The organism is Cellulomonas sp. P1_C4 (genome assembly GCF_056406355.1).
On the sequence record NZ_JBFUAI010000014.1, the window covers coordinates 93,366 to 116,340 of the forward strand.

At 72.4% G+C, this 22,975-nt stretch carries 27 protein-coding genes; 12 read left to right on the plus strand and 15 right to left on the minus strand.

The features are described 5' to 3' along the window. Window positions 1-9: 9 nt before the first annotated feature. Both AC1DYZ_RS12890 and AC1DYZ_RS12895 read right to left on the minus strand, forming a co-directional pair. A complete protein-coding gene (locus AC1DYZ_RS12890; RefSeq protein WP_477065586.1) occupies window positions 10-444 on the minus strand; it encodes an NfeD family protein in 435 nt (144 codons plus the stop codon). A 93-nt stretch (window positions 445-537) separates the two neighbouring features. Beyond that, the gene (locus AC1DYZ_RS12895) at window positions 538-1,332 is read right to left on the minus strand and encodes an ABC transporter ATP-binding protein (protein ID WP_477065587.1); all 795 of its coding nucleotides are present in this window, start codon (window positions 1,330-1,332) and stop codon (window positions 538-540) included. 86 nt (window positions 1,333-1,418) lie between these two features. Here AC1DYZ_RS12895 and AC1DYZ_RS12900 point away from each other — a divergent pair, with 86 nt between their 5' ends. Next, complete coding sequence (locus AC1DYZ_RS12900; RefSeq protein ID WP_477065588.1) at window positions 1,419-2,207, plus strand: hypothetical protein; 789 nt, start codon at window positions 1,419-1,421, stop codon at window positions 2,205-2,207. On the opposite strand, the gene glgA is transcribed toward AC1DYZ_RS12900, so the two are convergent. Continuing rightward, the gene (gene glgA, locus AC1DYZ_RS12905) at window positions 2,204-3,430 is read right to left on the minus strand and encodes a glycogen synthase (RefSeq protein WP_477065589.1); all 1,227 of its coding nucleotides are present in this window, start codon (window positions 3,428-3,430) and stop codon (window positions 2,204-2,206) included. The genes AC1DYZ_RS12900 and glgA overlap by 4 nt on opposite strands. Window positions 3,431-3,542: 112 nt before the next feature. On the opposite strand from glgA, the gene glgC reads away from it, so the two are divergent. Genes glgC through AC1DYZ_RS12920 form a run of 3 tightly spaced genes read left to right on the plus strand, consistent with a single transcriptional unit; the run spans window position 3,543 to window position 6,547 of the window. After that, window positions 3,543-4,784, plus strand: coding sequence for a glucose-1-phosphate adenylyltransferase (gene glgC, locus AC1DYZ_RS12910; protein WP_477065590.1), 1,242 nt, complete (start codon window positions 3,543-3,545; stop codon window positions 4,782-4,784). Between the two features lie 45 nt (window positions 4,785-4,829). Beyond that, window positions 4,830-5,474, plus strand: a complete 645-nt coding sequence (gene serB / locus AC1DYZ_RS12915; protein WP_477065591.1) for a phosphoserine phosphatase SerB — start codon at window positions 4,830-4,832, stop codon at window positions 5,472-5,474. Further along, the gene (locus tag AC1DYZ_RS12920; protein WP_477065592.1) at window positions 5,471-6,547 is read left to right on the plus strand and encodes a DUF4037 domain-containing protein; all 1,077 of its coding nucleotides are present in this window, start codon (window positions 5,471-5,473) and stop codon (window positions 6,545-6,547) included. Before serB ends, AC1DYZ_RS12920 begins: the two co-directional genes overlap by 4 nt. A 2-nt stretch (window positions 6,548-6,549) precedes the next feature. Here the strand turns inward: AC1DYZ_RS12920 and AC1DYZ_RS12925 are convergent, their stop codons facing one another. The 3 genes from AC1DYZ_RS12925 to fabG are packed head-to-tail and all read right to left on the minus strand — an operon-like array spanning window position 6,550 to window position 8,663. Next, a complete protein-coding gene (locus AC1DYZ_RS12925) occupies window positions 6,550-7,068 on the minus strand; it encodes a SixA phosphatase family protein (RefSeq protein ID WP_477065593.1) in 519 nt (172 codons plus the stop codon). 39 nt (window positions 7,069-7,107) lie between these two features. Next, window positions 7,108-7,878 (minus strand): enoyl-ACP reductase FabI, encoded by a 771-nt coding sequence (fabI, locus tag AC1DYZ_RS12930; protein WP_477065594.1) that lies wholly within the window; start codon window positions 7,876-7,878, stop codon window positions 7,108-7,110. A gap of 44 nt (window positions 7,879-7,922) precedes the next feature. Beyond that, window positions 7,923-8,663 carry a 3-oxoacyl-ACP reductase FabG gene (gene fabG, locus AC1DYZ_RS12935; protein ID WP_477065595.1) on the minus strand — a complete coding sequence of 247 codons (741 nt, stop codon included), beginning with the start codon at window positions 8,661-8,663 and terminating at the stop codon, window positions 7,923-7,925. Between the two features lie 133 nt (window positions 8,664-8,796). Between fabG and AC1DYZ_RS12940 the strand changes: the two genes are divergently transcribed. The 4 genes from AC1DYZ_RS12940 to AC1DYZ_RS12955 all read left to right on the plus strand — a co-directional run bounded on the left by AC1DYZ_RS12940 (window position 8,797) and on the right by AC1DYZ_RS12955 (window position 11,303). Then, the gene (locus AC1DYZ_RS12940) at window positions 8,797-9,159 is read left to right on the plus strand and encodes a DUF3099 domain-containing protein (RefSeq protein ID WP_477065596.1); all 363 of its coding nucleotides are present in this window, start codon (window positions 8,797-8,799) and stop codon (window positions 9,157-9,159) included. After that, the gene (locus tag AC1DYZ_RS12945; RefSeq protein WP_477065597.1) at window positions 9,156-9,398 is read left to right on the plus strand and encodes a hypothetical protein; all 243 of its coding nucleotides are present in this window, start codon (window positions 9,156-9,158) and stop codon (window positions 9,396-9,398) included. Before AC1DYZ_RS12940 ends, AC1DYZ_RS12945 begins: the two co-directional genes overlap by 4 nt. After that, the gene (locus tag AC1DYZ_RS12950; RefSeq protein ID WP_477065598.1) at window positions 9,395-10,375 is read left to right on the plus strand and encodes an SURF1 family cytochrome oxidase biogenesis protein; all 981 of its coding nucleotides are present in this window, start codon (window positions 9,395-9,397) and stop codon (window positions 10,373-10,375) included. Before AC1DYZ_RS12945 ends, AC1DYZ_RS12950 begins: the two co-directional genes overlap by 4 nt. A gap of 73 nt (window positions 10,376-10,448) precedes the next feature. Beyond that, window positions 10,449-11,303: a S1 family peptidase gene (locus AC1DYZ_RS12955; protein WP_477065599.1), complete on the plus strand. Its 855-nt coding sequence runs from the start codon at window positions 10,449-10,451 to the stop codon at window positions 11,301-11,303. 57 nt (window positions 11,304-11,360) lie between these two features. Here AC1DYZ_RS12955 and AC1DYZ_RS12960 read toward each other — a convergent pair whose 3' ends face one another. Further along, window positions 11,361-12,959 (minus strand): ABC-F family ATP-binding cassette domain-containing protein, encoded by a 1,599-nt coding sequence (locus AC1DYZ_RS12960; protein ID WP_456826687.1) that lies wholly within the window; start codon window positions 12,957-12,959, stop codon window positions 11,361-11,363. Window positions 12,960-13,115: 156 nt separating this feature from the next. Between AC1DYZ_RS12960 and AC1DYZ_RS12965 the strand changes: the two genes are divergently transcribed. Genes AC1DYZ_RS12965 through ypfJ form a run of 4 tightly spaced genes read left to right on the plus strand, consistent with a single transcriptional unit; the run spans window position 13,116 to window position 16,018 of the window. After that, window positions 13,116-13,745 (plus strand): biotin transporter BioY, encoded by a 630-nt coding sequence (locus AC1DYZ_RS12965; protein ID WP_477065600.1) that lies wholly within the window; start codon window positions 13,116-13,118, stop codon window positions 13,743-13,745. 7 nt (window positions 13,746-13,752) lie between these two features. After that, window positions 13,753-14,466 carry an energy-coupling factor ABC transporter ATP-binding protein gene (locus AC1DYZ_RS12970; RefSeq protein WP_477065601.1) on the plus strand — a complete coding sequence of 238 codons (714 nt, stop codon included), beginning with the start codon at window positions 13,753-13,755 and terminating at the stop codon, window positions 14,464-14,466. Next, entirely contained in the window at window positions 14,463-15,095 is a 633-nt protein-coding gene (locus AC1DYZ_RS12975) for an energy-coupling factor transporter transmembrane component T family protein (protein ID WP_477065602.1), read from the plus strand. The genes AC1DYZ_RS12970 and AC1DYZ_RS12975 overlap by 4 nt, the downstream gene beginning before the upstream one ends. Window positions 15,096-15,145: 50 nt before the next feature. Next, window positions 15,146-16,018: a KPN_02809 family neutral zinc metallopeptidase gene (gene ypfJ, locus AC1DYZ_RS12980; RefSeq protein ID WP_477065603.1), complete on the plus strand. Its 873-nt coding sequence runs from the start codon at window positions 15,146-15,148 to the stop codon at window positions 16,016-16,018. 50 nt (window positions 16,019-16,068) lie between these two features. On the opposite strand, the gene AC1DYZ_RS12985 is transcribed toward ypfJ, so the two are convergent. Genes AC1DYZ_RS12985 through AC1DYZ_RS13020 form a run of 8 tightly spaced genes read right to left on the minus strand, consistent with a single transcriptional unit; the run spans window position 16,069 to window position 22,807 of the window. After that, window positions 16,069-16,398: a metal-sulfur cluster assembly factor gene (locus AC1DYZ_RS12985; RefSeq protein WP_456826693.1), complete on the minus strand. Its 330-nt coding sequence runs from the start codon at window positions 16,396-16,398 to the stop codon at window positions 16,069-16,071. Next, window positions 16,395-16,874, minus strand: a complete 480-nt coding sequence (sufU, locus tag AC1DYZ_RS12990; protein ID WP_477065604.1) for a Fe-S cluster assembly sulfur transfer protein SufU — start codon at window positions 16,872-16,874, stop codon at window positions 16,395-16,397. The genes AC1DYZ_RS12985 and sufU overlap by 4 nt, the downstream gene beginning before the upstream one ends. Then, window positions 16,871-18,181 (minus strand): cysteine desulfurase, encoded by a 1,311-nt coding sequence (locus AC1DYZ_RS12995; RefSeq protein WP_477065605.1) that lies wholly within the window; start codon window positions 18,179-18,181, stop codon window positions 16,871-16,873. Before AC1DYZ_RS12995 ends, sufU begins: the two co-directional genes overlap by 4 nt. A 7-nt stretch (window positions 18,182-18,188) precedes the next feature. Beyond that, window positions 18,189-18,953 carry a Fe-S cluster assembly ATPase SufC gene (sufC, locus tag AC1DYZ_RS13000; protein ID WP_477065606.1) on the minus strand — a complete coding sequence of 255 codons (765 nt, stop codon included), beginning with the start codon at window positions 18,951-18,953 and terminating at the stop codon, window positions 18,189-18,191. 20 nt (window positions 18,954-18,973) lie between these two features. Continuing rightward, window positions 18,974-19,306: a non-heme iron oxygenase ferredoxin subunit gene (locus AC1DYZ_RS13005; protein WP_456826697.1), complete on the minus strand. Its 333-nt coding sequence runs from the start codon at window positions 19,304-19,306 to the stop codon at window positions 18,974-18,976. Then, window positions 19,303-20,607, minus strand: a complete 1,305-nt coding sequence (gene sufD, locus AC1DYZ_RS13010; RefSeq protein WP_477065607.1) for a Fe-S cluster assembly protein SufD — start codon at window positions 20,605-20,607, stop codon at window positions 19,303-19,305. The genes AC1DYZ_RS13005 and sufD overlap by 4 nt, the downstream gene beginning before the upstream one ends. Then, on the minus strand, window positions 20,607-22,067 hold the full coding sequence (gene sufB / locus AC1DYZ_RS13015) for a Fe-S cluster assembly protein SufB (protein WP_477065608.1): 1,461 nt from the start codon (window positions 22,065-22,067) through the stop codon (window positions 20,607-20,609). Before sufB ends, sufD begins: the two co-directional genes overlap by 1 nt. Next, entirely contained in the window at window positions 22,064-22,807 is a 744-nt protein-coding gene (locus AC1DYZ_RS13020) for a helix-turn-helix transcriptional regulator (RefSeq protein WP_477065609.1), read from the minus strand. Before AC1DYZ_RS13020 ends, sufB begins: the two co-directional genes overlap by 4 nt. Between the last annotated feature and the right edge of the window lie 168 nt (window positions 22,808-22,975).

Below are 22,975 nucleotides of genomic sequence, written 5' to 3' on the forward strand. Positions count from 1 at the left end.
CACTCAGGGTCAGGCGCCGGGCACGGGCACGACGACCGCGGTGGCGCCGTCGATCCGTGACACGCGGACCTCGGTGCCGGGCGGGATCGCCTGCGCGGCGTCGGCGCGCGCGCTCCAGACCTCGCCGTTGAGCTTCACGCGGCCGCCCTCGACGGTGACCGTCGAGACGACCACGGCGTCGCGCCCGACCAGGGCCGCGGCGTTGGTCTCCACCAGCGGCATCCGGGCCCGCAGGTGTCGCAGCAGCCACGGTCGCAGCCCGAAGAGCAGCACGACGGAGGTGATCGCGGCGACGATGAACTGCACGGGGACCGAGGCGCCCAGCCAGTACGCGATCGCCCCGGCGATGGCACCGCCGGCGAACATGGCGAGCACGAGGTCCAGCGACAGCATCTCCAGGATGCCGAAGACGAGCGCCGCGCCGATCCACCACAGCCAACCCATGAGGGTCCACTCCTCCGGTCCGGCAGGTTCCGCCGTCGGCTCCCGCTATAAGCCGATACTAGGCGTCTTCTTTGCGAAAACCTGGGGAAACGCTCAGCCCTGAGAGGAAGTTGCCCGGGCCGACCAGCGACCGTCCGTCTTGTCGACGACGAGCGGCAGGTCGAAGGCCCCGGACAGCGTCTGCGCCGTCAGCACCTCGTCGATCGGGCCGGCCGCGAAGGCCTTGCCCGCGCGCAGCAGGAGGATGTGCGTGAAGCCCTGCGGGATCTCCTCGACGTGGTGCGTGACCAGCACCAGCACGGGTGACTTGTGGTCGCCGGCCAGCTCGGCGAGCGCCACCACCAGCTCCTCGCGGCCGCCGAGGTCCAGCCCGGCGGCGGGCTCGTCGAGCAGCAGCAGCTCGGGGTCGGTCATGAGCGACCGGGCGATCTGCACGCGCTTGCGCTCCCCCTCGGAGAGGGTGCCGAAGTAGCGTTCGGACAGGTGCGCGACGCCGAACGCGGCGAGCAGGTCCGTCGCCCGCGACTCGTCGAGCGACTCGTACTCCTCGCGCCAGCGGCCCGTCACGCCGTACGCCGCCGTGAGGACCACGTCCCGCACCCGCTCGCCCGCCGGGATCCGGTCCGCCAGCGAGGCGCTCGACAGGCCGATCCGCGGGCGCAGCTCGAAGACGTCGACGCGACCCAGCCGGGAGCCCAGCAGGTCCGCGGTCCCGCTGGTGKGGTGCATGCGTCCCGAGGCCACCTGCAGCAGGGTGGTCTTGCCGGCGCCGTTGCGGCCGAGGACCACCCACCGCTCGCCCTCGCGGACCGTCCAGGTCACCTCGTCGAGGATCGTCGTCGTTCCCCGGCGGATCGTCACGGCCTGCAGGTCGAGCACGTCGGTCATGGGCACGACCATAACCGTCGAGCCGCACGTCGGGCGCCCACGACGGGCCGCTCGTCGGTGGGTTCGGTCACGTCTACGGTTGTCCGGTGGACCTCACCCTGGAGCTCCCCCGCTCCGTGCTCCTCGCCCTGTGGCTGGCGGACGACCGCTCCGACCGCTCGGTACTGCTGGACGCCGTCCAGTCCGACGACGAGCCGCACACCGTGCAGCGCCGACCGGCCGCCGACGACCCCCTCCGCGACGACGTCAGCGACKAGCCGCTCGGCTCGCTCCTCGACGCGTGCGCCGGTTCCCCGCGCGACGTCGCCGCCGTCCTGCCCGTGCCGGGCGACCCCGGCGCCACGCCCGCGGCCGTCAGCTCGGCAGCGACCGATGCCGGCGAGGCCGTGCTCGTGCGGACGCCGCAGTCGTGCCTCGTCGCGGTCCCCGTGGTGCAGCGGTTCGGCTCGGCGCTCGAGCCGGGGCACCTGGTCACCTGGGAGGTCTCGGAGGTCCCCGACTGGCGGCACGTCGCGCACGCGCGGACGGGGTCGCTGCAGGACGCCGAGCGCGAGCTGCGTCAGGGCCTGCTCCAGGCGACCGAGGCGCTGGTCCGGCTCGACGTCGCCCGATGGCGGCCCGACGCGGCCGAGCAGGTCGCGGCGCTGCGCGACCTGGAGCTGCCCGCGTGGCGGCTACCGGACGGGCTGGACGGCCGTCGGCTCCGGGTGCTCGCGAGCGCGGCCCGGCTACGCGCGATCGTCGCGCTGGCCACGCAGGACGACGGCGCGGCGGTCAACCTGTGGCAGGCCGACCAGCGCTCGACGGCCCTGCGGGACGTCGACCGGATGGCCCGCCGCGCGATGGCGGCGGCCTCGTCGCAGCTGACCCCTTAGGCCAGCGCCGCCCGGTACACCTCCAGCGTGCGGTCGGCGATCGCCTCCCACGTGAAGTGGTCCTCGACCCGCCGCCGCGACGCGATCCCCCACTCCGCGGTCCGCGCGGTGTGGTCGAGCACGTCGTTGAAGGCCGCAGCCAGGTCCGCGACGAACCGCTCCGGGTCCACCGGGGTGCCGGTGCCGTCCTGCAGCTGGTCGATCGGCACGAGCCGGCCGGTGACGCCGTCGTCGATGACCTCCGGGATTCCGCCGGTGGCCGTCCCGACCACCGGCAGGCCGACCGCCATGGCCTCCAGGTTCACGATGCCGAGGGGCTCGTAGATCGACGGGCACGCGAACACGGTGCCGTGCATGAGGACCGCGATGAGCTCGTCCCGCGGCAGCATCTGCTCGATCCAGACCACGCCGGACCGCTTGGTGCGCAGCGAGTCGACCAGGCCCGTGACCTCGGCCATGATCGCCGGGGTGTCCGGTGCGCCGGCGCAGAGCACCACCTGGACGTCCGGGGGCAGCAGCTCGGCCGCGCGCAGGAAGTAGGGCAGGCCCTTCTGGCGGGTGATCCGGCCGACGAAGACCACGGCCGGCCGCGACGGGTCGATGCCCAGCGCGCGCACAGTGGCGTCCGCCTTGGCGACCGCCGCGTCGTCGGTGGGCCGCTGCCACTGGTCGAGGTCGATGCCGTTGTGGACGACCTTGACCAGGTCCGGGTCGACCTTCGGGTACGCCCGCAGGATGTCGTCGCGCATGCCGCCGCTGACCGCGATGACGGCGGCGGCGCCCTCGTAGGCCGTCTTCTCCGCCCAGCCCGACAGCGCGTAGCCGCCGCCCAGCTGCTCGGCCTTCCACGGCCGCAAGGGCTCGAGGCTGTGGGCGCTGACCACGTGCGGCAGGCCGTGCAGCAGCCCGGCCAGGTGCCCGCCGAGGTTGGCGTACCAGGTGTGGGAGTGCACCAGGTCGGACGCGACGCCGTCGGCACCGACCTTCCCGACGGCGTCGGCCATCTCGAGGTCGATGCCGAACGTCTGCAGTGCGGCGTTGGCCGTGGCGAGCTCCGTCGGCACGGAGTACCCGGTGACCCGCGGGTCCTCCCGCGGGCCGTCGAAGCAGTGCACGCGCACGTCGATGGTGCGCTCGAGGACGCGGGAGAGCCCCGCGACATGGACGCCCGCACCGCCGTAGATGAACGGCGGATACTCCCGGGTCAACAGGTCGACACGCACGCGAACCATCCCCTCGCCTCCGGCCCCGACGACCGGTTCTCCCATCGACACGCTAGCGCGTGAGCGCGCGCAGGCCTCGCTGGGACCGCGCCTGGGGCCTAGGGTCGTACCCATGGCAGCGCCGCGCGTCCTCGCTATCGTCCTCGCAGGTGGGGAAGGTAAACGCCTCATGCCCCTCACCGCCGACCGTGCCAAGCCGGCGGTGCCCTTCGGGGGGTTGTACCGGCTCGTCGACTTCGCCTTGTCGAACGTCATCAACTCGCGGTACCTGCACGTCATCGTGCTGACGCAGTACAAGTCCCACAGCCTCGACCGGCACGTGTCCAAGACGTGGCGCATGTCGCCCCTGCTGGGCAACTACGTCGCCGCCGTCCCCGCGCAACAGCGGGTGGGCAAGCACTGGTACCTCGGCAGCGCCGACGCCATCTACCAGTGCCTCAACATCATCGAGGACGAGCGCCCCGACATCGTCGTCGTGGTCGGCGCCGACCACGTGTACCGCATGGACTTCTCCCAGATGGTCGACGCCCACATCACGTCCGGCGCCGAGTTCACCGTCGCCGCGATCCGCCAGCCGATCGAGGAGGCCGACCAGTTCGGCGTCATCGAGGTCGACCCCGCGGACCCGACGCTCATCAAGGCGTTCCTCGAGAAGCCGACCGACCCGGTGGGCCTGGCCGACTCCCCCGGCGAGATCCTCGCGTCGATGGGCAACTACGTCGCCAACGCGGACGCCCTCGTCGCCGCGGTGACCGCCGACGCCGAGAACGTGAACTCCCGTCACGACATGGGCGGCGACATCGCCCCGTACTTCGTCGAGCGCGGCACCGCGGGCGTCTACGACTTCCTGCGCAACGACGTGCCGGGCTCCACGCCTCGCGACCGCGACTACTGGCGGGACGTCGGGACGATCGACGCGTTCTACGAGGCCAACATCGACCTCATCTCCATCGAGCCGGTGTTCAACCTGTACAACGACGAGTGGCCGCTCTACAGCGGCTACACGAGCCTGGCTCCCGCCAAGTTCATCCACGCCGGCGCGGGCAGGCTCGGTCACGCGGTGGACTCCGTCGTCTCGCCGGGCGTGCTGGTCTCCGGCGCGACGGTGTCCGGGTCGGTGCTGTCGCCGGGCGTGCGGCTGCACTCGTGGGCGCAGGTCACGGACTCGGTGCTCATGGACGACGTCCACGTGAACCGCTACGCCCAGGTCCACCGGGCGATCATCGACAAGAACGTGGTCGTCCCGGAGCGCGTCCGCATCGGGCTCGACCACGACCACGACCGCGCGCGCGGCTTCACCGTGACGGAGTCGGGCATCACCGTCGTCCCGAAGGGAACGATCATCGAGGGCTGAGCCGCCAGCGCGCCCACCCCGTGCCCGGCACTACCCTGCGGTTCCGTGAGCGTCCCCCAGCCCCGCCTCGTCGTCATGGACGTCGACTCGACCTTCATCACCGGTGAGGTCGTGGAGATGCTCGCGGCCCACGCAGGCACCGAGGAGCTGGTCACCGAGATCACCGAGCGCGCCATGCGCGGCGAGATCGACTTCGTCGCGTCCCTGCACGAGCGGGTGGCCACGCTGGCGGGCCTGCCGGTGTCGGTGCTGGCCGACGTGCTCGCCGCGGTCGAGCTCTCCCCCGGCGCCCGGGAGCTGGTCGCCGAGATGGACGCGCGGGGTTGGCCCGTCGGGCTCGTGTCCGGCGGGTTCATCGAGATCGTCCGCCCGCTCGCGGCCACCGTCGGCATCATCCTGACCAGGGCGAACGCCCTCGAGGTGGTCGACGGGCGCCTCACGGGCCGGGTGAGCGGAGCCGTGGTGGACCGCGCCGCGAAGGCGGACACCCTGCGCGAGTACGCCGCGACGGTCGGCATCCCGATGGACCGCACCATCGCGATCGGCGACGGCGCCAACGACCTCGACATGCTCGCGGCGGCCGGCTTCGGCATCGCGTTCAACGCCAAGCCCCTGGTGTGCGCCGCCGCGGACGCCGTCGTGCGCGACCGGCTCGACGCGGTGCTCGACCTGCCGGTGTTCGCACGGTGACCACGTTCGTGCCGGGCATCGACCTGGCACGGCTGCTCTACGCCGAGGTCCGACCGGTGCTGGTCGTCCGGGGGCTCGCGCACACCGCCGCGCTGGTCGGCCCCGGCTCGGACGTGCTCGGGTACGACGACGCGACCTCCACCGACCACGACTGGGGGCCGCGGCTCCAGCTGCTCCTGTCGGAGCCGGACCGCGCCGCGCACGGCGACGACCTGCACGAGGAGCTGCGCCGGCGCCTGCCGCCMGAGGTCGCCGGCTGGACGACGCGCGCCGCCGCGCCCGCTGCGGACGGCACACGCGGTCCCGGCGACGCCGCAGCGGTCGGCCCGGTAGACCATCGGATCGAGCTCCACACGCTCGACTCGCTGCTCGTGCGCGTGCTCGGTCCCGTCGACCCGACGTCGGCCGCGGACTGGCTCGTCGTCCCGCAGCAGCGTCTGCTCTCGCTGACCGCCGGCGCGGTGTTCCACGACGACCTCGGCCTGGAGGCCGTCCGCGCGCGGCTGCGCTACTACCCCCGCGACGTGTGGCTCTACCAGCAGGCCGCGGCGTGGTCGGCGATCGGCCAGGACGAGCACCTCGCGCCGCGCGCGGGCATGGTCGGCGACGACCTCGGGTCCCGGATGATCACCGCGCGCGTGTGCCGCACGGCCGCGCTCCTGGCGCTGCTGCAGGAGCGCCGGTACGCGCCGTACGACAAGTGGCTGGGCACGGCGCTGGCGCGGATCGACTCCACCACGATGCTCCGGGCAGCCATGGCGGCCGCGCTGGCGGCCGACGGATGGCGGGAGCGTCAGGAGCGGCTCGGCGGGGTCCTCGTCGAGCTGGTGCGTCGGCACAACACCCTCGGGCTCACCCCCGCCGTGCCCGAGGCCACGACCGCGTTCCACGGGCGGCCGTTCGCCGTGGTCGACGGCGGCGCGGTCGCCCGGCTGCTCGTCGGCGCCGTCACCGACCCCGAGGTGCGGGAGCTCGCGCGGCGGCCGCTGGTCGGTGGAGTCGACCTGCTCAGTGCGAGCACCGACCTCACCACCGACGCCGGACGCAGCCGGGCGCTACGCGACCTGTACTGAGCTCACTCCGGGATGGCGAGCCGGCGCAGGTTCGCCGAGGCCCGCCCGAGCCCGTCCCAGCCGTCCACCTCGAGCAACGACCAGCTCGCGGTGGGCACACCGACGCGCACCCGCGCGAGGGTGGTCGGGTCGGAGTCCGCGCCGGCCAGGAGGACAGCCGCTTGCGACATCGTCGGCTCGTGGCCGACCACGAGCACCGTGCGCACGTTCGCGGGGACGGCCCGGACGAGCTCGAGCACGGCGCTCGACCCGGCGTAGTAGAGGTCCTCGAGGAACCGCACCTCGGGATCCGCGCCGAGCGTCCCGCGGGCGAGCTCCCACGTCTGCCGCGTCCGCACGCTCGCCGAGCAGAGCACGAGGTCGGGCACGAGGTCGTCGGCCGCGAGCGCCGCGCCGACCTTCGCCGACTGCTTGCGACCCACGAGCGACAGCGGGCGCTGGATGTCGGCGATGAGGTCCGGGTGCTCGGCCTTCGCGTGGCGGAGCAGGAGCAGGCGCCGGGGGCCGGTGTCGGACGTCACCGGCTCAGCGTCCCATTCCCGCGGCCGCCGCGCGACGACTCACAGACCCATCGCGTGGTAGCCGCCGTCGACGTGCACGATCTCGCCCGTGGTCGCGGGGAACCAGTCGGACAGCAGCGCGGCGACCGCGCGGGCCGTCGGCTCCGGGTTGAACGCGTCCCAGCCGAGCGGCGCGCGCTCGGGCCAGCCGCCCTCCATCGCCTCGAAGCCCGGGATCGACTTGGCGGCCGTCGTGCGGATCGGTCCGGCCGACACCAGGTTGATGCGGATGCCGTGCGGGCCGAGGTCGCGTGCCAGGTAGCGCGAGGTCGACTCGAACGCCGCCTTGGCCACGCCCATCCAGTCGTAGACCGGCCAGGCGTAGCGCGCGTCGAACGTGAGGCCCACGATGGCGCCGCCCGAGCTGAGCAGCGGCTGCGTCGCGACGGCGAGCGACTTGAGCGAGTACGCGCTGACCTGCAGCGCGGTCGCGACGTCGTCCCACTCGCCGGCCAGGAAGTTGCCGCCCATGACGGACTGCGGCGCGAACCCGATCGAGTGCACGACGCCGTCGAGCGCGTCGAAGCCCGCCTCACGCACGCGGCCCTCGAGCGCCGCGAGGTCGTCGGCGTCGGTGACGTCGAGCTGGAGGACCTGCGCCTCCTTGGGCAGGCGGCGCGCGATCGCCTGCGTCAGCCGGAACTGGCGGCCGAACGAGGTGAGCAGCACCTCGGCGCCCTCCTGCTGCGCGAGGCGCGCCACGTGGAAGGCGATCGAGCCGTCCGTGAGGACACCGGTGACCAGGAGCTTCTTGCCGTCGAGCAGACCCATGAGTGTTCCGTTCTGTGTGTCGCCGTGCAGAAAGAATGAGTGTGTCAGTGGCCCATGCCGAGGCCGCCGTCGACCGGGATGACCGCGCCGGAGATGTAGCCCGCCGCCGGCGAGGCCACGAACTCCACGACTCCGGCCACCTCGTCGGGCTCGGCGAACCGGCCGAGCGGGATGGCGTCGCGGTACGACTTCTGCTTGTCCTCGGGCAGGGCGCGCGTCATGTCGGTGTCGATGAACCCCGGCGCGACGACGTTCGCGGTGATCGCCCGGCCGCCGAGCTCCCGGGTGATCGAGCGGGCCATCCCGACGAGCGCGGACTTCGACGCCGCGTAGTTGACCTGCCCGGCCGAGCCGTACAGGCCGACCACCGAGGAGATGAAGATGATCCGACCGCGGCGCAGCCGGATCATGCCCTTGCTCGCGCGGCGCGCGCAGCGGAAGGCGCCGGTGAGGTTGACGTCGAGGACCTCGGAGAACTCCTCATCCGTCATCCGCATCAGCAGCTGGTCGCGCGTGACGCCCGCGTTGGCGACGAGCACCTCGACCGGTCCCTGCGCGGCCTCGATCTCGGCGAACGCCGCGTCGACGCTGGCGGTGTCGCGGACGTCACCGACGACCCCGAGGACGCCGGCGGGCAGCTCGCCCGCGCGGTAGATCGTGGCGACCTTGTCGCCGTTCGCCACGAACCGCTCGGCGATCGCCCGGCCGATGCCACGGTTGGCCCCGGTCACGAGGACGCTGCGCGGCGCGGGGGCGGTGGTCGTGTTGTCGGAAGTCTCTGGCACGAGACACGACGCTATCCGACGTCCGCCGCACGTCACGGCAGGGTCCGCGCCCATGTTCGTCGCGCGGTGTTGTGGGACCCACACAACACCTCTCCTCAGCACCGTCTCAGCGCCGCCGGACTACGATCAGGTAGTGAGCAGCAACCGCCGTCACCCGGCAGTCCCCCCGGGTGAGGTCCACAGCATCACCTCCGCGCCCGAGGCGCTGGCCGACGACCTGGCCCGCCGGCAGAAGCGCTACCTGGTGCAGATGGGCATCCGCGTCGTCTGCTTCGCCGGTGCCGTCTTCTCGTGGGGCCACATCCCGCTGTGGGCGTCGCTCATCCTCATCGTCGCCGCCGTCGTCCTGCCCTACTCGGCCGTGCTGTTCGCGAACGCCGGCCGCGAGCGCCGCGACACCGACGGGACGTTCATGACGTCGCGCGAGATCGGTCCGGGCACCGGCGCGCCCCGCGGGCTCGGCCCCTCGGACGAGCAGCCGGACGGTCGCGCGTGAGCCTGTTCGGCCCCGTCCCGGACGCCGTGGACGAGCTGGTGTGCAGCAGCCGCGGCTGCCGGGCGGAGGCGACCTGGGGTCTGCTCTGGAACAACCCGAAGCTGCACACCCCGGACCGGCGCAAGGTGTGGCTCGCGTGCGACGACCACCGCGAGCACCTCAGCCAGTTCCTCGACACGCGTGGCTTCCTGCGCGACGTCGTCCCCGCGGCGGAGCTCGAGCCCGCCACCGGATCATGAGCCCCGCGGCCCGTCGCGCGACCGGACTGGTGCTGCTCGGCATCGTCGTCGCGGTCGCCTGCACGTTCCTCGGCCGGTGGCAGTGGAACCGGCACGTCTGGCGCGACGCGGCGATCGACGTGGTGGAGACGAACTGGTCCGCGGACCCGGTCCCCCTGGACACGGTGCTGCCGACCACGGACACCCCGCTCACCGACGACGACGTCTGGCGGCGCGTGACGGTGGTCGGCCGGTACGAGCCGGACGCGACCGTGCTGCTGCGGAACCGCCCGGTCGACGGCGCCCCGGCGTACCACGTGCTCGTCCCCTTCGTCGTCGAGGACGCCTCGGCGGGCACCGCCACCACCCCCACCCAGGCGGGCACGGTGCTCGTCGTCGACCGCGGCTGGGTGGACCCGGGTGCTGACGCGAGCGTCGACGTCGCCGCGCCCGCGCCGCCGGAGGGGTCCGTCACGCTCACGGCCCGCTTGCGCCAGGACGAGCCGGCGTCGACGCGCACCGCGCCGCCGGGCCAGGTGCAGGCCATCTCTGCCGAGCAGGTGCTGGCCGCCGGCGGTGTCGAGGGCGAGACCTACGACGTCTACGGGGCGATGACCGCGGAAGACCMGTCGGTCTCCCCCGTGCCCGGCGCGCTGCCGCCCCCCAGCACGGACCCGGGCTCGCACCTGTCCTACGCGTTCCAGTGGTGGACGTTCGCCCTCGGCGGCCTGATCGCGTTCAGCCTGGGTGCCCGCCGCGAGCTGCAGGACGAGCGCGCGTTCCGCGACGCCGAGGGGCGGGCACCGGAACCCGCCCCGGTCCAGGTCTCCCCGTCGGGCGTCGAGCTGTGGCCGACGCGCGACACCCCGCGGCCCCGCCCGACGCCGGGTGCTCCGGACGCCCCGCGCCGCCGCGGGGGCCGCGACGAGGACGCCGAKGACGCGCTCATCGACGCCCAGCTCGCCGAGGCGGCGGTGCGCGAGGACCGCGCGCACTGACCCTCGCTCGCCTCGCGCGCCCGGGATCTTCGTGGTGTGGTGTGCGTCACACACCAACCAGGAGGAAGCACGCATGCGACCCAGACTCATCAAGCTCGTCGTCGCCCTCGCCATGGCGCTGGGGCTGACCGCCCTCGGCGCGGCACCCGCCCTCGCCAGCACCGGAGGGACCCCCGACGGGAACACCCACCCGAACGTCGGACTGATCCTCTTCTACAGCGCTGACGGCCGTTTCCGGTGCAGCGCGACGCTCGTCTCCCCGACGGTGCTGATCACCGCCGCGCACTGCACCGACGGGACGCTCGGCAAGACGCTGGTCACGTTCGACTCCGTCATCGCCGAGAAGCCGCCGACCCCGTTCCCGGTCGCCGCCAACCCGGCCGCCGGCTACACGCAGGCCGAGATCGAGGCGGCCGGCTATCTCTCGGGGACGGCGTACACGCACCCCGACTACTCCGACTTCACCGACCTCGACAACTGGAACGACGTCGGCGTCATCGTGCTCGACCGGCCGGTCACGAGCATCACGCCCGCGAAGCTCTCGACCCTCAACTACCTCGACGGGTTCGCGCAGCCGGTGCTGAACAAGACGCTGTTCACGGCCGTCGGGTACGGCACCGAGGTCCGCAAGCCGGACTCGGGCCCGCAGAAGCCGCAGCCGATGAGCTACCCGCTGATCCGCCGGTACGTCGACATGCCGGGCCAGAAGCTCACCCCGCAGATCCTGCAGACGAACGGGAACGACAAGGACCCCCGCGGCACCGGCGGCACGTGCTTCGGGGACTCGGGCGGCCCGGTGTTCCTGAACGGCACGATCGTCGCCGTCACCAGCTACGGGTTGACCGCGAACTGCCGGTACCTCGGCGGCTACCAGCGGGTCGACATCGCCGTCGTCCGCGACTGGCTGGCCACCTACGGCGTCGTCTGAGCCGACGGATGACGCCCCGGTCCACGCGGCCGGGGCGTCATCCAGGGGTCTGGCAGATCAGGCCAGCGCGATGAGGTCGAGGTAGGCCGGGCTCCACAGGTCCTCGTCGCCGTCGGGCAGCAGGAGCACCCGCTCGGGGTCCAGCGCCGCGACGGCGCCCTCGTCGTGGGACACCAGGACCACGGCCCCGGCGTAGCCGCGCAGCGCCGCGAGGATCTCCTCGCGCGACGCCGGGTCGAGGTTGTTCGTGGGCTCGTCGAGCAGCAGGACGTTCGCGCTGGAGACGACGAGGGACGCGAGCGCGAGGCGGGTCTTCTCGCCGCCGGACAGCACGCGGGCGGGTTTGTCGGCGTCGTCGCCCGAGAACAGGAACGAGCCCAGGACCGAGCGGACCTGGGTCTCGGTGAGGTCGGGCGCCGACGACTTGAGGTTCTCGACGACCGTGCGGTCCATGTCGAGCGTCTCGTGCTCCTGCGCGTAGTAGCCGAGCTTGAGCCCGTGACCCGGGCGGACCTCGCCGGTGTCGGACCGCTCGACGCCGCCGAGGATGCGCAGCAGGGTCGTCTTGCCGGCGCCGTTGAGCCCGAGCACGACGACCTTGCTCCCCCGGTCGATCGCCAGGTCGACGTCGGTGAAGACCTCCTGCGACCCGTACGTCTTGGAGAGCCCGGAGGCGGTGAGCGGCGTCTTGCCGCACGCGGCCGGCTCGGGGAACCGCAGGCGCGCGACCTTGTCCGACGCGCGGACGTCCTCGAGCCCGGACAGCAGGCGCTCGGCGCGGCGCGCCATGTTCTGCGCGGCGACCGTCTTGGTGGCCTTGGCGCGCATCTTGTCGGCCTGCGCCATGAGGGCGGAGGCCTTCTTCTCGGCGTTGGCCCGCTCGCGCCGGCGGCGCTTCTCGTCGGTCTCGCGCTGCTGCAGGTACGCGTCCCAGCCGAGCGCGTACTGGTCCAGCTGCGAGCGGTTGGCGTCCAGGTGGAACACCTTGTTCACCACGGCCCGCAGCAGGTCGGCGTCGTGCGAGATGACGATGAGGCCACCCGAGTAGGACTTCAGGTAGTCGCGCAGCCACATGATCGAGTCGGCGTCGAGGTGGTTGGTCGGCTCGTCGAGCAGCAGCGTCTCGACGCCCGAGAACAGGATGCGGGCCAGCTCGACGCGGCGGCGCTGGCCACCGGAGAGCGTGCCGATGGTCTGGCCGAGCACCCGCTCGTCGAGCCCCAGGTTCGACGCGATCCGGTGGGCCTCGCTCTCGGCGGCGTACCCGCCGGCGGCGTTGAAGCGCGAGTCGAGCCGGGAGTACCGGTCCATCGCCTTCTCGCGGACCGCGTCGTCCTCGCTGGCCATCGCGACCTCGGTGGCGCGCATGGCGCGGACGACCTCGTCGAGGCCGCGAGCCGAGAGCACCCGGTCCATCGCGAGCTGCTCGAGATCGCCGGTGCGGGGGTCCTGCGGGAGATAGCCCACCTCGCCGCCGCGGACGATCTGGCCGCCGGTGGGCTGCGTCTCGCCCGCCAGCGTCTTGGTGAGCGTGGTCTTGCCGGCGCCGTTGCGACCGACCAGACCGATCCGGTCGCCGGCCGCGATGCGGAACGACGACTCCTCGAGCAGCACTCGTGCGCCGATGCGCAGCTCGACAGCCTGGGCAGTGATCACTTGACGGTTTCCTCCGAGTTCGCCGCGCTGGCGTTGGCCGCGGGCACAAACGCCAGCAAGTCTACGACCGGCTAGCGTGGCGACCGGCCGCAGGGTCCCGACGGCGCCCCGTACGAGCGGGATCGCCGCGCCCGCCACGACCATCGAGGGGTATCCATGACCAGCGCACCTGGCAACGAGACCGCCGCCGCATCCGCCTCTGCTCTTCCGGCTCCGGTCGCGCGTGCGTCGGTGGCCACCGACGTCGCGCTCATCGCCACGTTCGCCGCGTTCATCGCCGTGTGCGCGATCCTGCCCGGCATCCCCACCCCGTCGGGCGTACCCATCACGCTGCAGACGTTCGGGGTCATCCTGGCCGGCCTGGTGCTCGGCTGGCGCCGCGGCACCCTCGCGGTGCTGCTGTACCTCGCGCTCGGCCTGGCGGGGCTGCCGATCTTCGCCGAGGGCACCGGCGGTGTCGTCGTGCTGAGCAAGCCGTCCGTGGGCTACCTGCTCGCGTTCCCGTTCGCCGCCGCGCTCGCCGGCGTCTTCGGCGGCATCGCGCTGCGCGTCACCTCCGGATGGCGGTACCCGGTCCTCGTGCTGGCCGGTCTGGCCGCGAGCTTCCTGACCATCCACCCCGCGGGCATCGTCGGCCTCATGGCCCGCCTGGGCCTCAGCTTCCGCGAGGCCCTCGCCATCGACCTCGTCTACTGGCCCGGCGACGTGCTCAAGAACCTCGCCGCCGCGGCCGTCGCCCTGGCCGTCTTCAAGGCGTTCCCCGACATGCTGCGCACCCGCCGCTGACGCTCGCGTGATCGCCCTCGACGACGTCCTCGTCACCGCCTACAGCCCCGACCCGGCGGGCGGCGCCGACCGCGTCGTCCGTCTGCTCGGGCCGGTGACGCTGGCGCTCGCCGAGCACCGCATCGCGATCATCGGGGCGAACGGCTCAGGCAAGTCGACGCTCGCGCGCCTGCTCAACGGCCTCGTCCTGCCGTCGTCGGGGACCGTCCGGGTGGACGGCCTGGACACCGCTCGGGACGGGGCCGCGGTGCGTCGCCGGGTGGCCTTCATGTTCACCGACCCCGACGCGCAGCTCGTCATGCCGACGCCGGTCGAGGACGTCGCCCTGTCCCTGCGCCGCCTGTCGATGACCGCGGCCGAGCGGGACGTCGCCGCGCGCGCGGCGCTCGACCGGTTCGGGCTGGCCGACCGGGCCGAGGTCCCCGTGCACGCGCTGTCCGGGGGGCAGCGGCAGCTGCTCGCGCTCGCGTCCGTGCTGGCCACGGAGCCCGCCGTCCTGGTGTGCGACGAGCCCACGACCCTGCTGGACCTGCGCTGGCGCGGCGTCGTCGACGGGCTGCTGGCGGACCTCGAGCAGCAGGTGATCGTCGTGACGCACGACCTCGACGCCGCGCTGCGCGCCGACCGCGTGCTCGTCGTGGATGACGGCGCCGTGGTGTTCGACGGGGACCCGGCATCGGCCGTCGCGTCGTACCGGGCGCTCATGGAGATCCGGTCGTGACCGGCCCGATCCGGCCCCCGTGGGCCGGGCCGCTCGGGCTCTACCACCCGGGCACGACCGTGATCCATCGTGCGCCGGCCGGCCTCAAGCTCGCGTTCCTCACCGTCTTCGCCGTTGCTGTCGTGGCGTTCCACGGTCCCTTGTCGGCGGTGCTCGCCCTGGGCGTCGCCCTGCTGGCCCAGCTGGTCGCGCGCATCCCCTGGCACCGGACCACCCGCGGCCTGGTCCCGGCCGTCGTCACCGCCGGGCTCGTCGGCGCGTACCAGTGGTGGGCGCGCGGCTGGGCGACCGCCGTGGAGGTCGCGGTCGACCTCGTCGCCCTCGTGCTCATGGCCGCCGTCGTCACCGCGACCACCCGTGCCGACAGCCTCCTGGACGTCGTCGCGCGGCTGGCGCGCCCGTTGCGGCACGTGGGCCTCGCACCCGAGACGTTCGCGCTGGTGGTCGGCCTGTTCCTGCGGACCGTGCCGGTGCTCGCCCGGATGTCGCTGGAGACGCGGGACGCCGCCCGGGCGCGCGGCCTCGACCGGGAGCCGCGCGCGATCCTCGTGCCCGCCGCGGTGCGGATGGTCGCGCACGCCCGCGCGACCGGCGACGCCCTGGCCGCGCGGGGGCTCGGCGAGGATTGATCACCCGCTCTCGACGGGCGCGGACGGCATGACGCGGCTACGTTGCCTCGGTGACGTTCCAGGAGGGTGGCAGCTTCGGCGGCGGACGCGTACGAACCGGCGGCAACGGCGGCAAGATCGCCGCGGGCGGCGGCGGCGCCGTCGGCATCATCGTGCTGCTCGTCTACCTGTTCTCCAACGGCCAGGTCGATCTGACGGGGGTCGCCGGCGGCGGCGGAGCACCCCAGCCCGAGGGCACCGTCGGCGAGTGCACGGCGGAGCAGGCCAACACGGACCGCACCTGCCGGCTGAGCGCGACGCTGGACTCGCTCGACACCTATTGGGCCGCCACGGTCACCGCGGCCGGCGGCCAGTTCAGCCAGCCGGACGCCGTCGCGTTCACCGACTCCATCAGCACCGGCTGCGGCGACGCGACGAGCGCCACCGGCCCGTTCTACTGCCCGCCCGACGCGACGATCTACCTCGACGTCAGCTTCTACGACCAGCTCAGCCAGCTCGGCGGCGAGGACGGGCCCCTGGCCGAGGAGTACGTCACCGCGCACGAGTACGGCCACCACATCCAGCAGATCACGGGCGTCATGGACAAGGCCGACCGCCAGGGCACCGGCGCCGACTCCGACTCGGTCCGCACCGAGCTCCAGGCCGACTGCTACGCGGGCATGTGGGCCGGCACGGCCGCCAACACCATCGACCCGGACACCGGCGTCGCCTACCTCGACCCGATCACGCCGGAGCAGCTGCAGAACGCGCTCGGCGCGGCGGCGGCGGTCGGGGACGACAACATCCAGAAGCAGTCCGGCGGCAGCGTGAACTCCGACTCGTGGACGCACGGCTCGAGCGAGCAGCGCGAGCGCTGGTTCACCACGGGCTACCAGCAGCGCACGTTCCAGGCCTGCGACACGTTCGCCACCGACCAGCTCTGACAGCTCCTGAAGAACGACGAAGGCCTCCGGRATCCCGGAGGCCTTCGTGGTCAGATGTTGAAGCCCAGGGCCCGCATCTGCTCGCGCCCGTCGGGCGTGATCTTCTCGGGGCCCCACGGCGGCATCCACACCCAGTTGATGCGGAAGCCGTCGACCAGGCCGTCGAGGGCCTGCGCCGACTGGTCCTCGATGACGTCGGTCAGCGGGCAGGCCGCCGACGTGAGCGTCATGTCGATGACCGCCGTGTTGGTCTGGTCGATCGTCAGGCCGTAGACCAGCCCGAGGTCGACCACGTTGATGCCCAGCTCGGGGTCGATGACGTCGCGCATGGCCTCCTCGACGTCGGCCACCGTGACGGGTGCGGGCGTGTCCGTGCTCATGAGTTCTCCCGTGCGCCGGTCTTGATGAGTGCGTCGGTCAGCGCCGCCCAGCCGAGCAGGGCGCACTTGATCCGCGCGGGGTACTTGGCCACGCCGGTGAAGGCGGTGGCGTCGCCGAGGGAGTCCTCGGCCTCGTCGTCGAGCCCCGCGCCGCGCGTCTGCATGAGCGCGCGGAACGTGCCGCCGATCTGGTCGACGGTGGCCAGGTCGTTGCCGACCACCAGGTCGTGCAGCACCGAGACGGAGGCCTGCGAGATGCTGCAGCCCTGCCCGTCCCAGCGCACGTCCCGCACGACGCCGTCGTCGGAGAGGTCCACCTGCAACGTCACCTCGTCACCGCACGTCGGGTTCACCTGGTGCGACTCGCCCGTGTGCAGGTGCAGGTCCCCCGCCGCGCCCAGTCCCTTGCCGTGCGGGAACTTCGCGTGGTCGAGGATGACCTGCTGGTACAGCTGCTCCATCGATCCCGTGCTCATGACACCTCCAGACCGAAGAACGCCCGGACCCCCGTCAGTGCTTCCCGGAAGACCTCGATCTCCTCGTCGGTCGTGTAGACCGCGGCGCTCGCCCGCGACGTCGACGCTACGCCGAACCGCCGGTGCAGGGGCTGCGCGCAGTGGTGGCCCACCCGCACGGCCACGCCGGCGTCGTCGAGCACCTGGCCCACGTCGTGCGCGTGCACGCCGTCGACGACGAACGAGACGGTCGCGAGGCGATCGCGCGTGTCTGTGGGCCCGATGACCCGCACGCCCGACACGGACGCGACGGCGTCGAGCAGCAGCCCGGCCAGGTGCGCCTCGTGCGCGGCGACCGCGTCCATGCCCAGCTCGGCCAGGTACGACGCCGCGGCGCCCATGCCCACGGCCTGGGACACCATCTGCGTGCCCGCCTCGAACCGCTGCGGCGGCGGCGCGTAGGTGGTCGACTCCATGGTGACCACCTCGACCATCGAGCCGCCGGTGGTCACGGGCGGCATGGCCTCGAGCAGCTCGCGCCGCCCGTACAGCGCGCCGACGCCCGTGGGACCGAGCATCTTGTGCCCCGAGAACGCGGCGAAGTCGACGCCGAGGGCCGTGAGGTCGACGGGCAGGTGCGGGACCGACTGGCAGGCGTCCAGCACCGTCAGCGCCCCCACGGAGCGGGCCCGCGCGACGAACGGTGCGACCGGCGTGATCGCGCCCGTCACGTTCGACGCGTGCGTGAACGCGAGCACCTTGGTGCGGTCGGTGACCACCGTGTCGAGGTCGTCCAGCCGGATGCGGCCGTCGTCGTCGACCCCGAGCCACTTCAGCGTCGCTCCCGTGCGGAACGCGAGCTCCTGCCACGGCACGAGGTTCGCGTGGTGCTCCGCCTCGGTGACCACGATCTCGTCGCCGGGACCGAGCGCGAACTGCCGTGCCGCCGCTCCCCCGCGCCCGAGCGACGCGTTCGACATCGCGTACGCCACGAGGTTGAGCCCGGCCGTCGCGTTGGACGTCCAGACCAGCGACCCCGGCGACACCCCGACGAACGAGGCGACCCGGTCCCGCGCGTCCTCGAACGCCTCGGTCGCCTCCTCGGCGAGCTGGTGCGCCCCGCGGTGCACGGCGGCGTTGCGCTGGACGTAGAAGTCCTGCTCGGCGTCGAGGACGACCTCGGGCTTCTGCGAGGTGGCCCCCGAGTCGAGGTACACCAGGGGGCGCCCGCCGCGCAGCGTCCGCGCGAGCAGCGGGAAGTCCGCGCGCACGGCCGCGAGCTCGGACGCGTCGAGCGTCCGGGCTGCGTCGTGGAGGAGGCTGGTCATCAGGTGCTCAGAGAACCGTGGCTGTCGACAGGAAGCGGTCGTAGCCCTCGTTCTCGAGGCGGTCGGCCAGCTCCGGGCCACCCTCCTCGGCAACCTTGCCGTCGACGAAGACGTGCACGAAGTCGGGCGTGATGTAGCGCAGGATCCGCGTGTAGTGCGTGATCAGCAGGACGCCGACGTCCGGGTTCTCCTTGACGCGGTTGACGCCCTCGGACACGACGCGCAGCGCGTCGACGTCGAGGCCGGAGTCGGTCTCGTCGAGGATCGCGAACTTCGGCTTGAGGAGCTCCATCTGCAGGATCTCGTGGCGCTTCTTCTCGCCGCCCGAGAAGCCCTCGTTGACGGAGCGCTCGGCGAAGGCCGGGTCCATGCGCAGGTCGTCCATCGCCTTGCGGACGTCCTTGACCCACGTGCGCAGCGGCGGGGCCTGCCCGTCGATCGCGGTCTTCGCGGTGCGCAGGAAGTTGCTCACGCTGACGCCGGGGACCTCGACCGGGTACTGCATGGCGAGGAACAGACCCGCACGGGCGCGGGCGTCGACCGAGAGCGCGAGGACGTCCTCGCCGTCGAGGGTCACGGTGCCGCTGGTGACGTGGTACTTCGGGTGGCCGGCCAGCGAGTACGCGAGCGTGGACTTGCCGGAGCCGTTCGGGCCCATGATGGCGTGCGTCTCGCCGCTCGCGACGGTCAGGTCGACGCCGCGCAGGATCTGCTTCGGGCCTTCCTTGGTCTCGACGCTGACGTGCAGGTCGCGGATCTCCAGGGTGGACATGCTGTTCCTTCCAGACTTCTTCAGAGCGGGGCGTCGACGTCGACCAGCACGCGCTGGCCGTCGACGGTCACGGGGTAGACAGGGACGGGCTGGACGGCGGGCGGGCCCGTGGGCTTGCCGGTGCGCAGGTCGAACCGCGAGCCGTGGAGCCAGCACTCGATCGTGCAACCCTCCACCTCGCCGTCCGACAACGAGACGGCGCCGTGGGAGCAGATGTCGCTGATGGCGTGCAGCTCGCCGTCCTCGTCGCGCACCAGCGCGACCTCGACGGTGCCGTGCTCGGCCTCCAGCTCGACGCGGAACGTGCCCTCGACGGGCACGTCCTCGTCGTAGCAGGCGAGCTGCGCGGTCATGCGCCCTCCGTCGTCAGGCCCACCTCGGAACCCTCGAGCGTCGGCGTGGCGCCGAGCACGCTCATCGACTTCTCCAGCTCGGCCTCGATCGACAGGATGAGCCGCTCCTCGACCGACGGGACGCCGATCTCGTGGATGAGCTCGGCGAAGAAGCCGCGCACCACGAGCCGACGCGCGTCGGGCTCGGGGATTCCGCGGGCGCGCAGGTAGAAGAGCTGCTCGTCGTCGAACCGGCCGGTCGCGCTCGCGTGGCCGGCGCCCTCGATGAGACCCGTCTCGATCTCGAGGTTGGGCACCGAGTCGGCGCGCGCGCCGTCGGAGAGCACGAGGTTGCGGTTGAGCTCGTACGTGTCGGTGCCCTCGGCCTCGGCACGGATGAGGACGTCGCCGACCCACACCGTGTGCGCGCCCTCGCCCTGCAGCGCGCCCTTGTAGGCGACGCGCGAGATGCAGTTGGGCACCGCGTGGTCGACGAAGAGGCGCTGCTCCTGGTGCTGGCCCGCGTCCGCGAAGTACAGCCCCAGCATCTTGACGTTGGCGCCCTCGCCGACGAACTCGGCGTCCGGCGTGATGCGCACGACGTCGCCGCCGAGCGTCACCGCGATGTGCTTGACGGTGGCGTCGCGGCCGATCCGCAGGCGGTGCGACGAGGCGTGCACGGAGCCCTCGGCCCAGTCGTGCACGGTGACGACCGTGAGGTGGGCGCCCTCCTCGGCGACGATCTCGACCGTCTCGGTGAGCGCGGCGTGACCGACGTGGTCGATGACGACGACGGCCTGCGACATGGGCTTCGCGTGCACCAGCAGGTGCGTGGCGCTGGGCTCGAGCGCGGCCTCGTGCGTGCCGGCACCCTCGACGCCCTCGATGCGGATCGACGTCACCTCGGAGGCGACGGCCTCCTGCGGGATCGTGACGATGGTCGCCCGCGGGAACGAGGCCCAGGCCACGGCGGCGGCGCGGTCGCCGGGCTTGCCGGCCTTCCCGAGCCGAGCGTCGTCGCGCTCGACGATCTCGACGGTGACCTCGGGTGCCTCGACGACGGTCGTGAGCACGCCGTGGCCGTCCAGGACCCCGTCGGTGTCGGCCGCGAACAGCGGCGCCAGGCGGGAGACCGGCGCGAAGCGCCACTCCTCCTCGCGGCCGTTGGGCACCGGGAAGTCGGCGACGTCGAACGACGTGGGCCGCGAGGCGCGGGACGCCTCGGGCGCCGGCCCGACGCCGTGGGTGTGGCTCCCGTCGGCGACCGCCTTCGAGTGGTCGGTCGACAGAGAGCCGGAGGTGGGCTCTGTGGTGGTCGTCATCAGCCGACGGCCCCTTCCATCTGCAGCTCGATGAGGCGGTTCAGCTCGAGGGCGTACTCCATAGGCAGCTCACGGGCGATGGGCTCGACGAACCCGCGCACGATCATGGCCATGGCCTCGGTCTCGGGCATGCCTCGGGACATCAGGTAGAACAGCTGGTCCTCGCTCACGCGCGACACGGTCGCCTCGTGGCCCATCGATACGTCGTCCTCGCGGACGTCGACGTACGGATAGGTGTCGGAGCGGGAGATCTGGTCGACCAGCAGGGCGTCGCAGAGCACGTTGGACGCGGAGTGGTGGGCGCCCTCGAGCACCTGGACCAGCCCGCGGTAGGACGTGCGGCCACCGCCGCGCGCGACCGACTTGGAGACGATCGAGCTGGACGTGTGCGGCGCGGCGTGCACCATCTTGGCGCCGGCGTCCTGGTGCTGGCCCGCGCCGGCGAACGCGATCGACAGCGTCTCGCCGCGCGCGTGCTCGCCCAGCAGGTAGATGGCCGGGTACTTCATGGTCACCTTGGAGCCGATGTTGCCGTCGACCCACTCCATGGTCGCGCCCTCGGCGGCGGTCGCCCGCTTGGTGACGAGGTTGTACACGTTGTTCGACCAGTTCTGGATGGTCGTGTACCGGACGCGCGCGTTCTTCTTGACGATGATCTCGACGACGGCGGAGTGCAGCGAGTCGCTCGAGTACACCGGCGCGGTGCAGCCCTCGACGTAGTGCACGTACGAACCCTCGTCGGCGATGATCAGCGTCCGCTCGAACTGGCCCATGTTCTCGGTGTTGATCCGGAAGTAGGCCTGCAGCGGGATCTCGACGTGCACGCCCGGCGGCACGTAGACGAACGAGCCACCCGACCACACGGCCGTGTTGAGCGAGGCGAACTTGTTGTCCCCGGGCGGGATGACCGAGCCGAAGTACTGCTCGAAGATCTCCGGGTGCTCGCGCAGCGCGGTGTCGGTGTCGAGGAAGATGACGCCCTGCTCCTCGAGCGACTCCTGGATCTGGTGGTAGACGACCTCGGACTCGTACTGCGCGGCGACGCCGGCGACGAGACGCTGCTTCTCGGCCTCCGGGATGCCCAGGCGGTCGTACGTGCTCTTGATGTCGTCGGGCAGGTCCTCCCAGCTGGTGGCCTGCTTCTCCGTGGAGCGCACGAAGTACTTGATGTTGTCGAAGTCGATGCCCGACAGGTCCGAGCCCCACCAGGGCATGGGCTTCTTGTCGAACAGGCGCAGCGACTTCAGGCGCGTCTTGAGCATCCACTCGGGCTCGTTCTTGAGCGCGGAGATCTCCCGGACCTTGGCCTCGGACAAGCCACGAGTGGCAACCGCGCCCGCGGTATCGGCGTCGTGCCAGCCGTAGTTGTAGTTCCCGATGGAGGCGATGGCCTCGTCCTGGGTCAGCGGTGTCGTCGCCTGCGGCGTCGCCGCCGCAGTGCTGTCGGTCTGTGCACTCATGCTGAATGTCCTTCCACGGAGGGCACGGGGTGGGCAGGGGCGTTCGTGTGGGGGTGTGTGATCGGGATGTTCGTGGTGCAGACGTGGCCGCCTCCGGCCAGCGTCGAGAGGCGCTGCACGTGCACGCCGAGCAGGCGGGAGAACGCCCGTGCCTCGGCCTCGCAGAGCTGGGGGAACTCGTGGGCGACGTCCTGCACGGGGCAGTGCCCCTGGCACAGCTGCATGGCGGCACCGCCGGGGGCAGGGCGGGCGGACGCGGCGTACCCGTCGGCGGCCAGGCCGTCGGCGAGCACCCGGACGCGGGCGGCGACGTCGTCGCCGGCCGCGAGGACCGCGGCGGCGTGCCGCTCCTCCAGGTCGCGGACCCGCCGCTCGGCGAAGCCCTCGACCGCCTCGGGACCGGCGGTCTCGGCAAGGAAGCGCAGCGCCTGCGCCGCGATCTCGGAGTAGCGGTGCGACAGGGCGGCCTGGCCGCGGCTGGTGACGACGTAGCGGCGGGCGGGCCGACCGCGCCCCTGCGGGCCGCGGGCGCCGTCGTGCACGGCGATCTGGTCGGTGGCCTCGAGGACCCCCAGGTGCCGACGGATGCCGGCGGGCGCCAGGTCGAGCTGGGACGCGAGCTCGGCGGCAGACACCGGTCCGGCGCTCGCGACGATCTGGAGCACCCGCTGGCGCGTGCCGGCGTCGGACTCGGAGCTGTCGGCCACGACGTGGTCGACCGAGGGCAGCGTCGCGCTCATGCCACACCTCCGTCGGTCTCGTCAGAAAGCGGGGGCAGACGACACCCCGCGATATTGACAACATCCTTGTTGCCAATATCGATCCCTGCAAGCAAGGAGACCCTTCGCTGAGGGTCGCGTCGCTCACACCCGGGCGCACCGGCGGAGCACGGCGGGCGCCCTAGACTT

What these genes read in the sequence shown, in the direction of transcription:
- sufC (WP_477065606.1), bottom strand. Translation starts at nt 18,953, where the DNA reads ATGTCCACCCTGGAGATCCGCGACCTGCACGTCAGCGTCGAGACCAAG.
- AC1DYZ_RS12995 (WP_477065605.1), bottom strand. Translation starts at nt 18,181, where the DNA reads ATGACCAGCCTCCTCCACGACGCAGCCCGGACGCTCGACGCGTCCGAG.
- AC1DYZ_RS13005 (WP_456826697.1), bottom strand. Translation starts at nt 19,306, where the DNA reads ATGACCGCGCAGCTCGCCTGCTACGACGAGGACGTGCCCGTCGAGGGC.
- AC1DYZ_RS12985 (WP_456826693.1), bottom strand. Translation starts at nt 16,398, where the DNA reads ATGAGCACGGACACGCCCGCACCCGTCACGGTGGCCGACGTCGAGGAG.
- AC1DYZ_RS13020 (WP_477065609.1), bottom strand. Translation starts at nt 22,807, where the DNA reads ATGAGCGCGACGCTGCCCTCGGTCGACCACGTCGTGGCCGACAGCTCC.
- sufB (WP_477065608.1), bottom strand. Translation starts at nt 22,067, where the DNA reads ATGAGTGCACAGACCGACAGCACTGCGGCGGCGACGCCGCAGGCGACG.
- fabI (WP_477065594.1), bottom strand. Translation starts at nt 7,878, where the DNA reads ATGGGTCTGCTCGACGGCAAGAAGCTCCTGGTCACCGGTGTCCTCACG.
- AC1DYZ_RS12890 (WP_477065586.1), bottom strand. Translation starts at nt 444, where the DNA reads ATGGGTTGGCTGTGGTGGATCGGCGCGGCGCTCGTCTTCGGCATCCTG.
- sufD (WP_477065607.1), bottom strand. Translation starts at nt 20,607, where the DNA reads ATGACGACCACCACAGAGCCCACCTCCGGCTCTCTGTCGACCGACCAC.
- sufU (WP_477065604.1), bottom strand. Translation starts at nt 16,874, where the DNA reads ATGAGCACGGGATCGATGGAGCAGCTGTACCAGCAGGTCATCCTCGAC.
- AC1DYZ_RS12965 (WP_477065600.1), top strand. Translation starts at nt 13,116, where the DNA reads ATGACCAGCGCACCTGGCAACGAGACCGCCGCCGCATCCGCCTCTGCT.
- glgC (WP_477065590.1), top strand. Translation starts at nt 3,543, where the DNA reads ATGGCAGCGCCGCGCGTCCTCGCTATCGTCCTCGCAGGTGGGGAAGGT.
- AC1DYZ_RS12955 (WP_477065599.1), top strand. Translation starts at nt 10,449, where the DNA reads ATGCGACCCAGACTCATCAAGCTCGTCGTCGCCCTCGCCATGGCGCTG.